Genomic DNA, 14,255 nt, shown 5'->3' on the forward strand with positions numbered 1-14,255 from the left:
GGGATGGTTCAGTGATTCCGGGACCGCTGCGCGGTCCTTTCGCGGGCAAGCCACGCTCCTACGGGGGGGAGATGTCGTCCCTAGCGATTGAAGCGCTCGACCAGCGAGTACTGGGTCGTCGCGGTATGGGTCAGTTCTTCACTGAGCAATGCCGAGTGCTGCGCCTGCTCCGAGGTCTGGTCGGCCAGGGCGGCGATGGTGGTGATATTGCGGCTGATTTCCTCGGCCACCGAAGTCTGCTGCTCGGTAGCGGCGGCGATCTGGGTGGCCATGTCGGTGATGTTGGCCACCGCCTCGCTGATGCCCACCAGCGCCTGGTCGGCTTCCATCACCCGCTGTACACCTTCCTCGGCCTGACGATGGCCGGCTTCCATGGTCTGCACGGCATTCGACGCGGTCTGCTGCAGCTTGGCGATCAGGCCATGGATCTGTCCGGTGGACTCGCTGGTGCGCTGCGCCAGTTGGCGGACCTCGTCGGCGACCACGGCGAAGCCGCGACCCATTTCCCCGGCACGGGCCGCTTCGATGGCGGCGTTGAGCGCCAGCAGGTTGGTCTGGTCGGCGATGCCCTTGATCACGTCGACCACACCACCGATCTCGTCGCTGTCACGGGCCAGTTGAGTGACGGTCTGGCCGGTTTCGCCCACCGCGGTGGACAGGCGCTGGATGGCGTCGCGGGTTTCCCCGGCGATGTTGCGCCCGCGGTCGGTCAGGCGGTTGGCCGCCTGGGTGGCGTCGGCGGCACGCTGGACGTGGTTGGCCACTTCCTGGGTGGTGGCGGCCATCTGGTTGACCGCGGCGGCGACCTGTTCGGTCTCGACGCGCTGGCGTTCCAGGCCGGACGAGCTGTTGTGGGCCAGGGCGTCGGACTGCCGGGCCTGCTCGTTGAGGTGCTCGGCGGTGTCCTGCAAGCGGGTCAGGCAGGTCTTCAGGCGAGCGTCCTGGCTGAGCATGGCCATCTCCAGGCGCGCCTGGACGCCACGGCTGTCGGTGTACATCTGCGCGATCAGCGGGTCGGAGGTGGTCTGTTCGGCCAGGCGCAGCAGGCGCTTGAGGCCACGTTGCTGCCAGCCCAGGCCGAGCAGGCCGAGCGGCACCGACAGCGCCGCGGCGAGGGCGAAGCCCCAGGAGTGGCCGAGCCAGATGCCGATGAGGAAACCGATCTGGCTGATCATGATGAACGGCAGCCAGTCCTGCAGTACCGGCAGCCATTTATCGCGGCGCGGAATGGCCGACTTGCCGTCGTTGATGCGCTTGTACAGGGCTTCGGCGCGGCGGATCTGCTCGGCGGTCGGTTTGACCCGCACCGACTCGTAGCCCACCACCTGATTGCTCTCGAAGATCGGCGTGACGTAGGCGTTGACCCAGTAGTGGTCGCCGGACTTGCAGCGGTTCTTGACGATACCCATCCATGGCAGGCCCTGTTTGAGGGTCGCCCACATGTGGGCGAATACCGCCGAAGGCACGTCCGGGTGGCGGACCAGGTTATGCGGCGCACGCATCAGCTCGTCGCGCGAGAAACCGCTGATCTCGATGAATGCGTCGTTGCAGTAGGTAATGACACCCTTGGCATCGGTAGTCGAGATCAACCGTTGTTGGGCAGGGAAAGTCCGTTCGCGCTGGGTAATCGGCTGGTTGTTACGCATAAGCTGTTCAATCCGCAAGGCTTTCGTGAGCTATCGGCACAGGCACGAAATTATTGAATGAATATTTGGGTTTTGTTGATCCTGCTCAATGTTCGCCGAGGTCGCCTGAGCTATGGGAAGTCGTCACGTTCGTCAAATTTGCGCGCATTCTTTCACATTTTCGCAACATAAGTCAGTCAATGACCTATGGTTCATGGGGTTGTTTCGAGCGGGTAGGTGAACAGCGCGAAATGCATCAGGTTCAGGCCGAAATGCGCCAGCAGCGCCGCCGGCAGTCCGCCATGGCGCCAGGCTAACCCGTAACCGGCCCCGGCCAGTGTTGCCAGGGCGACCCAGGGCCAGCCGCCACCGACGTGGGCCAGGCCGAACAGCAGCGCACTCAGGCCCAGCGCGAGGTTGTCGCCCTGGCGCAGCGGGACCAGCCAGCGTTGCAGGCCGCCCTGCAGATAGCCGCGAAACAGCGCTTCCTCGACCAGGCTGACCAGCAGCAGGTTGTTGGTTATCCACAGCCAGGCCTGGGGCGGCCATTTCACCGACCAGGCGACGACGCCCAGCAGCCATGCGATGCCCAGGCAGACCAGGCTGGTCAGGACCATCGCCAAGGCCGCGAGCCCGGGCCGCGGCTGGCGTGCCATGACGATCCACGGACAGGCCAGCAGCAGCCAGAAGCCGATCAGCGGCTTGTCCAGATTGAGGTGCATGGAGAACGGCGCGGCGTCGGCGCTGAAGCGGGCCTGGTCGATGACCAGCGCGTTGTCGAAACCCGGCAACTGGTGCAGGGCGAGGGCCACGGCGGTGAGGACGAACAGGCTGTGGCCGAGGACTTTGCGGGGGAGGGCGTGGCCGGGTCGTACCAGCCAGGCGCTGAACAGCAGCACGGCGAACACCGGCAGGGTAGCCAGGCCCAGGCTGCCCTGCGTCAGGGCGAAGGCATAGACCGTGGTGAGCAGGGCCAGCAGGGTCCAGTGGGAGGCGCGCATGTCGAGTCCTTTGCGATAAGGCATGCAGGCTTCGACTGCGGTCATGGCGTCGAGGACACGCAGACTTGACCCCGTAGGAGCGAGGCTTGCCCGCGAAGGAGTGCGCAGCACTCCCGATTACGGTGATGTCCGGGAGCGCTACGCGCTCCTTCGCGGGCAAGCCACGCTCCTACCGGGCCACAGCATGCAGCGCTCAGCGCGCGATCATCTGCCGCAACACATAGTGCAGAATCCCCCCCGCCTTGAAGTACTCCACCTCGTTCAAGGTATCGATCCGGCACAGCACGGCGATGGTTTCCGTGCTGCCATCCGCGCGGGAGATGCGCAGGTCCAGGCTCATGTGCGGTTCGAGCCTGGTCCCGCTCAGGCCGAGAATGTCGATCTTCTCGCGCCCCGTCAGGCCGAGTTGCCTGCGGTCCTGCCCGGCGCTGAACTGCAGCGGCAGCACGCCCATGCCCACCAGGTTGGAGCGGTGGATACGCTCGAAACTCTCCGCCAGCACCGCCTTGACCCCCAGCAGGTTGGTGCCCTTGGCCGCCCAGTCGCGGCTGGAGCCGGTGCCGTATTCCTGGCCGGCGATCACCACCAGTGGCGTACCTTCGTCGCGGTAGCGCATGGCCGCATCGTAGATCGCCAGCTTTTCGCCACTGGGCACGTGCAGGGTGTTGCCGCCTTCCTCGCCGCCGAGCATTTCGTTGCGGATGCGGATATTGGCGAAGGTGCCGCGCATCATCACTTCATGGTTGCCGCGCCGCGAGCCGTAGGAGTTGAAGTCGCGTGGCTCCACGCCCTTGTCGCGCAGGTAGCGTCCGGCCGGACTGTCGGCCTTGATGTTGCCGGCGGGGGAAATATGGTCGGTGGTCACCGAATCGCCGAGCAGGGCGAGGATCCGCGCGCCGTGCACGTCCTCGATCTTCGGCGGCGGGCCGGAAATACCGTCGAAGAACGGCGGATGCTGGATGTAGGTGGAGTCGTCCTGCCAGACATAGGTGGCGGCCTGCGGCACGGCGATGGCCTGCCACTGTTCGTCGCCGGCGAAGACCTCGGCGTATTCCTTGTGGAACATCCGCGTGTCCACCTGGGCCACCGCCGCGGCGATTTCCTGCTGGCTGGGCCAGATGTCCCGCAGGTACACCGGCTGGCCGTTGCTGTCGTTGCCCAGCGGCTCGCGGGACAGGTCCAGGCGCACGCTGCCGGCCAGGGCATAGGCCACCACCAGTGGCGGCGAAGCCAGCCAGTTGGTCTTGACCAGCGGATGCACGCGGCCTTCGAAGTTGCGGTTGCCCGAGAGCACCGAGGCCACCACCAGGTCGGCCTTGCCGATGGCGCTTTCGATCGGCTCGGCCAGGGGGCCGGAGTTGCCGATGCAGGTGGTGCAGCCGTAGCCCACCAGGTCGAAGCCCAGTTCGTCGAGATAGCGGGTCAGGCCGGCGGCCTGGTAATAGTCGGTGACCACCTTGGAGCCGGGGGCCAGCGAGCTCTTCACCCAGGGCTTGCGTTGCAGGCCCTTTTCCACCGCCTTCTTCGCCAGCAGGCCGGCGGCCATCATCACGCTGGGGTTGGAGGTGTTGGTGCAGGAGGTGATGGCGGCGATAACCACCGCGCCGTCCTTGAGGGTGTGCTGCTGGCCCTCGAGATCGAAGCGGATCTCGCCCTGGCCCTCGGCGCCGGCCTTGCGGGCGTTGAGGCCGAGGAAATCATCGAAGGCGTTGCTCACCCCGGGCAGGGCGACCCGGTCCTGCGGGCGTTTCGGTCCGGCCAGGCTGGCCTGGACGTCGTTCATGTCCAGCGCCAGGGTGTCGCTGAACAGCGGTTCATGACCCGGCTCGCGCCACAGTCCCTGGGCTTTGCTGTAGGCCTCGACCAGTGCCACGGTGTCGGCGGGGCGGCCCGACAGGCGCAGGTAGTCGAGGGTGACCTCGTCCACCGGGAAGAAACCGCAGGTGGCGCCGTACTCCGGCGCCATGTTGGCCAGGGTGGCGCGGTCGGCCAGGGGCAGGTCGGCGAGGCCATCGCCATAGAACTCGACGAATTTGCCCACCACCCCCTTCTTGCGCAGCATCTGGGTGACCGTCAGCACCAGGTCGGTGGCGGTGATGCCTTCGCGCAGCTTGCCGGTGAGCCTGAAGCCGATCACCTCGGGAATCAGCATCGACACCGGCTGGCCAAGCATGGCCGCCTCCGCCTCGATGCCGCCGACGCCCCAGCCGAGCACGCCGAGGCCGTTGATCATGGTGGTGTGCGAGTCGGTGCCGACCAGGGTGTCGGGGAAGGCATAGGTGCGGCCGTCTTCCTCGCGGGTCCAGACGGTGCGCCCGAGGTACTCCAGGTTGACCTGGTGACAGATGCCGGTGCCCGGTGGCACCACGCGGAAGTTGGCGAAGGCATTCTGGCCCCAGCGCAGGAAGGCGTAGCGTTCGCCGTTGCGCTGCATCTCGATGTCGACGTTTTCGGCGAAGGCCGCGGGGCTGGCGTAGCGGTCGACCATCACCGAGTGGTCGATCACCAGGTCCACCGGCGACAGCGGGTTGATCCGCTGTGGATCACCACCGGCCCTGGCCATGGCCGCGCGCATGGCGGCGAGGTCGACGACCGCCGGCACGCCGGTGAAGTCCTGCATCAGCACCCGCGCCGGGCGGTACTGGATCTCGCGGTCCGAGCGACGCTCGCGCAGCCAGCCGGCGAGGGCCTGGAGGTCGGCGCCGGTGACGGTCTTGCCGTCTTCCCAGCGCAGCAGGTTTTCCAGCAGCACCTTGAGCGACATCGGCAAAGGGTGCAGATCGCCGAGGCTGCGTGCGGCCTCGGTGAGGCTGAAGTAGTGGTAATCACGGCCATTCACGGCCAGGGTCTTGAGGGTTTTCAGGCTGTCGAGCGAGGACATTGACCAACTCCTTCTGGGGTCGGTGAACGGCGTTCATGCCCGTTTTCGCCGTTGCACCGCCTTATCGGTCCGCACGGCACGGACCTGGCTGAACGGTCAGATTAGCCCCGTTTGGCTAATCCGACCCTTTACTGGACCGGCGGGGCATGTCGCCGGTTCCGAAAGTCCTTTATCATTCGCCGATTTTCCGCCGGGGCACTTGTCTCCGGTCAGGGTTGGGGCGAAATGGCCGGCCGACCGTTCTGGAGTGAGTGATGAATACCCTGTTCCTGCATTGCCGACCCGGTTTCGAGGGCGAGGTCTGTTCCGAGATCAGCGAACATGCCGCGCAGCTCGGCGTGCCCGGTTATGCCAAGGCCAAGCCGCAGAGCGCCTGCGCCGAATTCATCTGCAACGACGCCGAAGGCGCCGAGCGGATCATGAGCGCGCTGCGTTTCAAGCAGTTGATCTTCCCCCGCCAGTGGGCCCGCGGCAGCTTCGTCGAGCTGCCGGAAAGCGACCGCATCAGCGTGCTGCTGGAACACCTGGCCGCCTATCCGCGGGCCGGCAGCCTGTGGCTGGAGGTGATGGACAGCAACGACGGCAAGGAGCTCTCGACCTTCTGTCGCAAGTTCGAGGCGCCGCTGCGCAAGGCGCTGGTCAAGGCCGGGCGGCTGAGCGAGAAGGATGCGCCGGGGCCGCGCCTGCTGCTGACGTTCGTCAGTGGCAGACGGGTCTTCCTCGGCCTTGCCGACGGCGACAACTCGGCGATGTGGCCGATGGGCATTCCGCGCCTGAAGTTCCCCCGCGAGGCGCCGAGCCGTTCGACCCTCAAGCTGGAGGAGGCCTGGCACCACTTCATCCCGCGCGAGCAGTGGGAGCAGCGCCTGTCCGACGACATGACCGGCGTCGACCTCGGCGCCGCGCCGGGCGGCTGGACCTACCAGCTGGTGCGGCGTGGCATGCTGGTCACGGCGATCGACAACGGGCCGATGGCCGAGAGCCTGATGGACACCGGGCTGGTCCAGCACCTGATGGTCGACGGTTTTACCTGGAAGCCGAAGCAGATGGTCGACTGGATGGTCTGCGACATCGTCGAGAAGCCGGCGCGTACTGCGGCGATGATCGAGGAATGGCTGGGCGGCGGGCACTGCCGCGAGGCGGTGGTCAACCTGAAACTGCCGATGAAGCAGCGTTATGCCGAGGTGCGGCGTCTGCTGGAGCGCATCGAGGAAGGCTGCAAGGCGCGCAAGGTCAAGGTTTCCATCGGCTGCAAGCAGCTCTACCACGACCGCGAGGAAGTCACCTGCCACCTGCGCCGCCTCGACCTCAAGCCACGCTGATCACCCACGAATTGCGGAGTACCCGAATGACCGATTTCACCCCCGATGCCGTGCTCGATGCCAGCGGCCTGAACTGCCCGGAGCCGGTGATGATGCTGCACCAATACGTGCGCGACCTGGCCGGCGGCGGCCTGCTCAAGGTGATCGCCACCGACCCCTCGACCCGCCGCGACATTCCCAAGTTCTGCGTGTTTCTCGGGCATGAACTGGTGCAGCAGGAAGAAGCGGGCGGCACCTACCTGTACTGGATTCGCAAGAAGCTCGACTGAAGCGAAACACGCCTGTCTGTTACTCCCGCTGTTTCTTCCGCGACGAGTGTGTGTTGGGCCGCCGGGGCGGGGCAGGGGGGACCGACACCCTGCACCAGGGCAGTCGCGCCCTCAACGACAACACCGCGCGTTTCAGCCTGGGCTGAGGCTCAGCCGCGTTGTGCCCGGCGGATATGCCGCCGGGTACTGCGCAGCAGGCGGATCGAGAGCATCAGCGCGGCGCAGGTCAGGCCGGCGATCAGGCCCTGCCACAGGCCGCTCGGGCCGCTGGCCGGGCCGAAGAAATCGCTCAGGCCGAGCAGGTAGCCCACCGGCAGGCCGATGCCCCAGTAGGCGAACAGGGTCAGGATCATGGTCACCCGGGTGTCCTGGTAGCCGCGCAGGGCGCCGGCGCAGATGACCTGGATGGCGTCGGAGAACTGATACAGCGCGGCGAACACGATGAGCATCGCGGCGATCTGGATCACTGCCGTGTCCGGGGTGTAGATCGCCGCGATCTGCTCGCGCAGCAGCAGGATCAGGCTGGCGGAGAACACCGCGAACAGCAGCGCCGTGCCCAGCCCGACCTGCGCGGCGAAGCGTGCCTGGTACGGATCGCCGGCTCCGACTGCCTGACCCACGCGCACGGTGACCGCCATCCCCAGCGAATACGGAATCATGAACAGCAGCGAGCTGATGTTCAGGGCGATCTGGTGCCCGGCCACCACGGTCGGGCCGAGGCTGCCGATCAGCAGGGCGATCACCGCGAAAATGCTCGACTCGGCGAACACCGCGATACCGATCGGCAGGCCGATGCCGAGCAAGCGCTTGATCACCGTCCAGCGCGGGCGCTCCAGGCGCACCAGCACGCGGCTGCTGGCATAGGCCGGGGCCCAGCGGCTCCAGGCGGCCATGCTCAGGGCCATGAACCAGCCGACGATGCCGGTCGCCCAGCCGCAGCCGACCCCGCCCAGCGCCGGCAGGCCGAAGTGGCCGTAGATCAGCACCCAGTTCAGGGGGATGTTCAGCAGCAGGCCGCACAGGCCGATGACCATGCTCGGTCGGGTGCGTCCGAGGCCGTCGCTGTAGCAGCGCAGCACGTAGTACAGGGCGATGCCGGGGAGGCCGAAGGCGATGCCCTGCAGGTAGCCCATGCTGGGGCCGATCAACTGCGGATCGACCTTCATCAGGTGCAGGATCGGTTCGGCGCCGAGCAGCAGGGCACTGGCCAGCAGGCCCACCAGCAGCGCCAGCCACAGCGCCTGGCGCACCAGGGGCGCGATCTCGCCGTGCTGGTTGGCACCGAAACGCTGGGCGACCTTGGGCGTGGTGGCCAGCAGGATGCCGGTCATCAGCAGGTACACCGGAATCCAGATCGAATTGCCCAGGGCCACCGCCGCCAGGTCGCCGGGGCTGACCCGGCCGGCCATCACCGCATCGACGAAGCCCATGGCGGTGGTCGCCAGCTGGGCGACGATGATCGGCGTCGCCAGGTGCATCAGGCTGCGCATTTCGCTGCGAATGCGGGCAGGGCGGGAGAGGGTGATGCTGGTCATTGGCTGGTCTGAGGCAGTAGCGGAAAACCGGCAATACTACGCCTTGACGTATCGGTCAGGAAACACTGACCGCCAGGCTGGAAAAAGACATGGCTCGCCTTCTGCTCTCCCCCTACACTGCGATCCCCCACAGGAGAGCCTTCATGCTGATAGTCGCCGACGAAAATATTCCGTTGCTCGATGCCTTCTTTGCCGGCTTCGGCGAGATCCGCCGCTATCCGGGGCGGGCCATCGACCGTGACTGCGTGCGCGACGCCGATGTACTGCTGGTGCGTTCGGTGACCAGGGTCGATCGCGCGCTGCTCGAAGGCAGCCGGGTGCGCTTCGTCGGCACCTGCACCATCGGCACCGATCACCTCGATCTGGGCTGGTTCGCCGAGGCCGGTATCCAATGGTCCAGCGCGCCGGGCTGCAACGCCCGGGGCGTGGTGGACTACGTGCTGGGCAGCCTGCTGACCCTGGCCGAACTGGATGGCGCCGACCTCGCCGCGCGGACCTATGGTGTGATCGGCGCCGGCGAAGTCGGCGGGCGCCTGGTCCAGGTATTGCGCGGTCTGGGTTGGAAGGTGCTGGTCTGCGATCCGCCACGGCAGGCGGCGGAGGGGGGCGATTATGTCGGTCTGGAGAGGATTCTCGCCGAGTGCGACGTGATCAGCCTGCACACGCCGCTGACCCGTTCCGGCGAGCAGGCCACTTGGCATCTGCTGGATGCCCCGCGCCTGGCGCAGTTGCGCCCGGGCGCCTGGCTGATCAACGCCGCGCGCGGGCCGGTGATCGACAACCATGCCCTGCGCGAACTGCTGCTGGCGCGCGAAGATGTGCTGGCGGTGCTGGACGTCTGGGAGGAGGAGCCGCTGGTGGATGTGGAGCTGGCCGATCTCTGCGTCATCGCCACGCCGCACATCGCCGGCTACAGCCTGGATGGCAAGCAACGCGGCACCGCGCAGATCTACCAGGCGTTCTGTGCCTGGCGTGGCGAGGCCGAGCAGGTGCGGCTGGCGGACCTGCTGCCGGCGCCATGGCTGGCGCGCCTGCAGTTGCAGGCCGACAGCGATCCGGCCTGGACCCTGGCGATGCTGTGCCGGGCGGTGTACGACCCGCGGCGTGACGATGCCGATTTCCGCCGCAGCCTGGGCGATGATCCGGCGGCGCAGAAGATCGCCTTCGATGTACTGCGCAAGCGTTATCCGGTACGGCGCGAGATCGAAGGGCTGGTGGTGCGGATCGACGGCGAGGCGGCGCAATTGCGGCGGATCGCGCTGGCTCTGGGGTGTGTGGTCGAGGGTTGACGGTTTCGGCGCTGACAAGGTTCTTCACGGGATTGCGTGAAGAACCAATAAAAAACCCGGCGCAAGCGCCGGGTCTCGAAAGAGGCGGTGGGGTTTCAGCCCTTCTTCACCGGTTTGCGGCTGTTTTCCAGCTCGCGGCACGCCTGCTGGATCATCTGCTCGGTGATCGGAATCTCGCGCCCTTGCGCGTCGATGATCGAACCGTGCGCCGGCGCAGGCTGGGCCGGGCGTTGTTGCGGGTTGCTGCTATGCTGCAGGCTCATTTCCTGTCTCCTCATCAGGTGGCTAGCCCAAAATAACGTCGCGTGATGACCAGGCTATGACAACTCCCTTGGCTGTCTCATCATGCGAGCGGATAGTCCAACAGAAAGTTCATTCGATCACCAGCGGTACTTTAGACCGATGCGATCTAACGTCCGCACCAGACGGCAGCCTCCATGTTCAATCCGCTTTCCGCCCGCCAGCGCCAGGCACTGCGCCTGGCCTGGCGCTTCGTGCGTCCCTATCGCCGGCAGTCGCTGCTGGCCTTGCTGGCCCTGGTCGTCACCGCCGGCATCACCCTGTCCATGGGCCAGGGCATCCGCCTGCTGGTGGACCAGGGCTTCGTCACCCGCTCGGCCGAGCTGCTGGGGCAGTCCATCGCCCTGTTCATGGCGCTGGTGCTGGCCCTGGCGATCGGTACGTTCACCCGCTTCTATCTGGTGTCGTGGATCGGCGAGCGGGTGGTGGCCGATGTTCGCCAGCAGGTGTTCGACCACCTGATCAGCCTGCATCCGGGCTTTTTCGAGAACAACCGCAGTTCGGAGATCCAGTCGCGCCTGACCGCTGATACCACGTTGCTGCAGTCGGTGATCGGCTCCTCGCTGTCGTTGTTCCTGCGCAACGCGCTGATGGTCATCGGCGGCATCGTCCTGCTGTTCGTCACCAATGCCAAGCTGACCAGCATCGTGGTCCTCGCGCTGCCGCTGGTGCTGGCGCCGATCCTGGTCTTCGGGCGGCGCGTGCGCAGCCTGTCGCGGCAGAGCCAGGATCGCATCGCCGATGTCGGCAGCTATGTCGCCGAAACCCTCGGCCAGATCAAGACGGTGCAGGCCTACAACCACCAGGGGCGGGATCGCCAGCGCTTCGGTGAAACGGTGGAGGCGGCGTTCGCTACCGCGCGCAAGCGCATCGTCCAGCGCGCCTGGCTGATCACCCTGGTGATCGTGCTGGTGCTGGGCGCAGTGGGGGTGATGCTCTGGGTCGGCGGCATGGATGTGATCGCCGGGCGAATTTCCGGCGGTGACCTGGCCGCGTTCGTCTTCTACAGCCTGATCGTCGGCAGCGCCTTCGGCACCCTCAGCGAGGTGCTCGGCGAACTGCAGCGCGCCGCCGGGGCCGCCGAACGCATCGCCGAGCTGCTGGCGTCGCGCAGCGAAATCGTTGCGCCAGCCGAGGGCGCGACCAGGTTGCCGGCGCGGGTTCGTGGCGAACTGGAGCTGCAGGGCGTGCGTTTCGCCTATCCGTCGCGGCCTGGTCGCCCGGCCATCGACGGTCTCGACCTGCGGGTGCAGCCGGGCCAGACCCTGGCCCTGGTAGGCCCGTCGGGGGCGGGGAAGTCGACCTTGTTCGACCTGCTCCTGCGTTTCTACGACCCGCAGGAGGGGCGCATTCTCCTCGATGGCCAGCCGTTGACCGCCCTCGATCCGCTGGACCTGCGCCGGCATTTCGCCCTGGTGGCGCAGAACCCGGCGCTGTTCTTCGGCAGTGTCGAGGACAACATCCGCTACGGCCGTGCCGACGCCAGCTTCGCCGAGGTCGAGGCCGCCGCGCGCAGCGCCCATGCCCATGACTTCATCCTGCAACTGCCGCAGGGCTACCAGACCCATCTCGGCGATGCCGGCCTCGGCCTCTCCGGCGGTCAGCGCCAGCGCCTGGCCATCGCCCGTGCCTTGCTGGTGGACGCGCCGATCCTGCTGCTGGACGAGGCCACCAGCGCCCTCGACGCGCAAAGCGAACACCTGATCCAGCAGGCGTTGCCAACCCTGATGGCGGGGCGCACCACGCTGGTGATCGCGCATCGCCTGGCCACCGTGCAGCATGCCGATCGCATCGCGGTCATCGAGGGCGGGCGAGTGGTGGCGATAGGCACTCATCGGCAACTGATTGCGGAAAATCCGTTGTACGCGCGCTTGGCGGCCCTGCAATTTGGCCCGGAATAGAGCGCTGCAGGCCTTGTTTACAGAAATGTGACAGGCTCGACATGAGTTGTCACATTTCTGTAGCAATCCCCTGAGAGTATCCGTCTCGGCTGTTGTGTAAAAGCCCGATGCAGTGGGTTGCCACTGTCAGATGGCGGCTTTTCCTGCCCGTGAATCGACGACATGGATGTCTTTGGCTGGCGTGCTGCCAGCGCTTCCCATCCTTTGTTCCGAGATCCCGCCGATGTCCTTGCGTACCTCCCTGCGACTGCAAATCCTCGCGCTGCTCGCCGGCAGCCTGCTGGCGATGCTGCTGATTGCCCTGGTCTGTTTCCGCCTGCTGTCCGCCAGTGTCGATGGCTACAGCCAATTGCTCAGTGGCCCGCTGCGCGCTTCGCAACAGATCGACGAAGCCAACCTGCAGTTCAAGATCCAGGTCCAGGAATGGAAGAACGTGCTCCTGCGCGGCAAGCAGCCGGCGGATCTGGACAAGTACTGGCAGCAGTTCCAGGCCCAGGATCGCCTGGTTCAGGACATCCTCGGCCAACTGGTGCGGGAGAACGATGGCGACGCGCAACTGCGCGCCAGCCTGGGCCGCTTGCAGGAGAGCCACCGCCAACTGGGTGAGGCCTATGCCCGCGGGCGTGAAGCCTTCCTCGCCGCCGGCAGCGATCCGGCCGCTGGCGATCTGGCGGTGAAGGGCGTCGATCGCGCCGCCAGCGAGCAGATGAGTGCGCTGGTCAGCCAGTTGCGCGCCGCCGCTTCGGCCCAGGCCGTGGCCCTCAGCGACGATGCGCAGCGCACCGTGTGGCTTGGCCTGATGATGATGCTGGGGTCGGCCCTGGTCATCGGCGTATTCAGTCTGTGGCTGGTCAACCGCAGCCTGATCGAGCCGATCCGCCGCCTGATCGAATACGTCGCTCACCTCAGCCAGGGGCGCTTCGACGCCCGTGTCGCCAGCGATCGACAGGATGAACTGGGGCGCCTGGCCGTCGCGGCCAACACCTTGCGCGACTTCCTCGCCGACACCGTCGGCCGCCTGCAGGACAATGCCGGCGAACTGGAGAACGCCAGCGGCGACCTGCGCAAGCTGGCCGGTGGCATGGCCCGTGGCACCGACGACCAGTTCCAGCGCACCGACCAGGTGGCCACGGCGATGCACGAGATGTCCGCGACCGCCCAGGAAGTCGCCCGGCATGCTGCCGAGGCCGCCAGGGCGGCCGACGACGCCGACCACAGCGCCCAGGCCGGCGAGCAGGTGATGCAGGCGACCATCGACACCATCTCCCGGGTCAACGCCGAGATCAGCGGCACCGCCGTGGTGATCCGGGATCTGGAGCAGGACAGCGCGCGGATCGGCAAGGTGCTGGAGGTGATCCGTGGCATCGCCGAGCAGACCAACCTGCTGGCCCTCAACGCCGCCATCGAGGCGGCGCGGGCTGGCGAGGCCGGGCGCGGTTTCGCCGTGGTCGCGGATGAAGTGCGCAACCTGGCCCAGCGTACCGCTTCGTCGATCGCCGAGATCAACCAGATCATCAGCGCCGTGCAGTCCGGCGCGGTGGAAGCGGTGAAGGCCATCGAGAGCGGCCAGGTGCGCTCGCGGGAGGGCGCCGAGCAGGTCCAGCGCGCCGGCGAGATGCTGCAGCGCATCACCCTGGCGGTGGAGGCGATCCGCGACATGAACCGGCAGATCGCCACGGCGGCGGAAGAGCAGACCAGCGTGGCCGAGGATATCTCGCGCAACCTGGTCGAGATCACCCGTATCGCCACCGACAACCAGGATGCGGTGCAGCGTACCGAGCGGGCAGGCCATCGCTTGCATGAGTTGTCCGGGCAACTGGGTGAAGTGACCGCTCGATTGAGTGCCTGACCCATTGGGGCCGCTTTGCGGCCCTTCGCGAGCGAGCTCGCTCCCACAGATTGCGCAGTGTCTCTCTGTGGAAGCGAGCTCGTCTGGCGCCGAACCGTCGCGAAGGCTGCAAAGCAGCCCAAAGGGCTTCTGGTTTTCTGGCCAGAACCAGGGGGAAATCCGCCACTCGCCGGGAATATCTCCGACGCTGATGGCGGAATCCCGCCAGAAAAACCCGCAAATATGGGGTGCGACCATGCGCCTCGCCTATTGGCCGTTGGTCGCGACAAAGTTGGCCTGCTTC

General features: G+C 66.6%; 10 protein-coding genes and 1 pseudogene. 6 read left to right on the top strand and 5 right to left on the bottom strand.

Annotated elements, in window-relative coordinates; all coding sequences use genetic code 11:
* Positions 1 to 80: 80 nt before the first annotated feature.
* The 3 genes from RTI28_RS06715 to acnA all read right to left on the bottom strand — a co-directional run bounded on the left by RTI28_RS06715 (position 81) and on the right by acnA (position 5,507).
* On the bottom strand, positions 81 to 1,646 hold the full coding sequence (locus RTI28_RS06715) for a PAS domain-containing methyl-accepting chemotaxis protein (RefSeq protein ID WP_316919726.1): 1,566 nt from the start codon (positions 1,644 to 1,646) through the stop codon (positions 81 to 83).
* A gap of 191 nt (positions 1,647 to 1,837) precedes the next feature.
* Positions 1,838 to 2,626: a CPBP family intramembrane glutamic endopeptidase gene (locus RTI28_RS06720; RefSeq protein WP_316919727.1), complete on the bottom strand. Its 789-nt coding sequence runs from the start codon at positions 2,624 to 2,626 to the stop codon at positions 1,838 to 1,840.
* A 193-nt stretch (positions 2,627 to 2,819) separates the two neighbouring features.
* Positions 2,820 to 5,507 carry an aconitate hydratase AcnA gene (gene acnA, locus RTI28_RS06725; protein WP_316919728.1) on the bottom strand — a complete coding sequence of 896 codons (2,688 nt, stop codon included), beginning with the start codon at positions 5,505 to 5,507 and terminating at the stop codon, positions 2,820 to 2,822.
* A gap of 254 nt (positions 5,508 to 5,761) precedes the next feature.
* Here acnA and rlmM point away from each other — a divergent pair, with 254 nt between their 5' ends.
* Positions 5,762 to 6,829: a 23S rRNA (cytidine(2498)-2'-O)-methyltransferase RlmM gene (gene rlmM, locus RTI28_RS06730; RefSeq protein ID WP_316919729.1), complete on the top strand. Its 1,068-nt coding sequence runs from the start codon at positions 5,762 to 5,764 to the stop codon at positions 6,827 to 6,829.
* A gap of 26 nt (positions 6,830 to 6,855) precedes the next feature.
* Positions 6,856 to 7,098: a sulfurtransferase TusA gene (gene tusA, locus RTI28_RS06735; RefSeq protein WP_316919730.1), complete on the top strand. Its 243-nt coding sequence runs from the start codon at positions 6,856 to 6,858 to the stop codon at positions 7,096 to 7,098.
* Between the two features lie 149 nt (positions 7,099 to 7,247).
* On the opposite strand, the gene RTI28_RS06740 is transcribed toward tusA, so the two are convergent.
* Entirely contained in the window at positions 7,248 to 8,633 is a 1,386-nt protein-coding gene (locus RTI28_RS06740) for an MATE family efflux transporter (RefSeq protein ID WP_316919731.1), read from the bottom strand.
* Between the two features lie 143 nt (positions 8,634 to 8,776).
* Here RTI28_RS06740 and pdxB point away from each other — a divergent pair, with 143 nt between their 5' ends.
* The gene (pdxB, locus tag RTI28_RS06745) at positions 8,777 to 9,922 is read left to right on the top strand and encodes a 4-phosphoerythronate dehydrogenase PdxB (protein ID WP_316919732.1); all 1,146 of its coding nucleotides are present in this window, start codon (positions 8,777 to 8,779) and stop codon (positions 9,920 to 9,922) included.
* Between the two features lie 95 nt (positions 9,923 to 10,017).
* On the opposite strand, the gene RTI28_RS06750 is transcribed toward pdxB, so the two are convergent.
* The gene (locus RTI28_RS06750) at positions 10,018 to 10,185 is read right to left on the bottom strand and encodes a PA1571 family protein (protein ID WP_316919733.1); all 168 of its coding nucleotides are present in this window, start codon (positions 10,183 to 10,185) and stop codon (positions 10,018 to 10,020) included.
* Positions 10,186 to 10,359: 174 nt separating this feature from the next.
* On the opposite strand from RTI28_RS06750, the gene RTI28_RS06755 reads away from it, so the two are divergent.
* From RTI28_RS06755 to RTI28_RS30275, 3 genes and pseudogenes are all read left to right on the top strand, one after another.
* Positions 10,360 to 12,123 carry an ABC transporter transmembrane domain-containing protein gene (locus tag RTI28_RS06755; RefSeq protein ID WP_316919734.1) on the top strand — a complete coding sequence of 588 codons (1,764 nt, stop codon included), beginning with the start codon at positions 10,360 to 10,362 and terminating at the stop codon, positions 12,121 to 12,123.
* Positions 12,124 to 12,928: 805 nt separating this feature from the next.
* Positions 12,929 to 13,039: pseudogene (locus RTI28_RS30270) on the top strand (hypothetical protein); the annotation flags it as partial.
* 228 nt (positions 13,040 to 13,267) lie between these two features.
* Complete coding sequence (locus tag RTI28_RS30275) at positions 13,268 to 13,972, top strand: methyl-accepting chemotaxis protein (RefSeq protein ID WP_410478963.1); 705 nt, start codon at positions 13,268 to 13,270, stop codon at positions 13,970 to 13,972.
* Positions 13,973 to 14,255: the final 283 nt, after the last annotated feature.

The organism is Pseudomonas sp. zfem002 (assembly GCF_032621685.1).
GTDB classification, from domain to species: domain Bacteria; phylum Pseudomonadota; class Gammaproteobacteria; order Pseudomonadales; family Pseudomonadaceae; genus Aquipseudomonas; species Aquipseudomonas japonica.

Bases quoted from the DNA above. Each gene is read 5' to 3' on its own strand.
- RTI28_RS06715 (WP_316919726.1), bottom strand. From the start codon at position 1,646: ATGCGTAACAACCAGCCGATTACCCAGCGCGAACGGACTTTCCCTGCC.
- RTI28_RS06720 (WP_316919727.1), bottom strand. From the start codon at position 2,626: ATGCGCGCCTCCCACTGGACCCTGCTGGCCCTGCTCACCACGGTCTAT.
- acnA (WP_316919728.1), bottom strand. From the start codon at position 5,507: ATGTCCTCGCTCGACAGCCTGAAAACCCTCAAGACCCTGGCCGTGAAT.
- rlmM (WP_316919729.1), top strand. From the start codon at position 5,762: ATGAATACCCTGTTCCTGCATTGCCGACCCGGTTTCGAGGGCGAGGTC.
- tusA (WP_316919730.1), top strand. From the start codon at position 6,856: ATGACCGATTTCACCCCCGATGCCGTGCTCGATGCCAGCGGCCTGAAC.
- RTI28_RS06740 (WP_316919731.1), bottom strand. From the start codon at position 8,633: ATGACCAGCATCACCCTCTCCCGCCCTGCCCGCATTCGCAGCGAAATG.
- pdxB (WP_316919732.1), top strand. From the start codon at position 8,777: ATGCTGATAGTCGCCGACGAAAATATTCCGTTGCTCGATGCCTTCTTT.
- RTI28_RS06750 (WP_316919733.1), bottom strand. From the start codon at position 10,185: ATGAGCCTGCAGCATAGCAGCAACCCGCAACAACGCCCGGCCCAGCCT.
- RTI28_RS06755 (WP_316919734.1), top strand. From the start codon at position 10,360: ATGTTCAATCCGCTTTCCGCCCGCCAGCGCCAGGCACTGCGCCTGGCC.
- RTI28_RS30275 (WP_410478963.1), top strand. From the start codon at position 13,268: ATGTCCGCGACCGCCCAGGAAGTCGCCCGGCATGCTGCCGAGGCCGCC.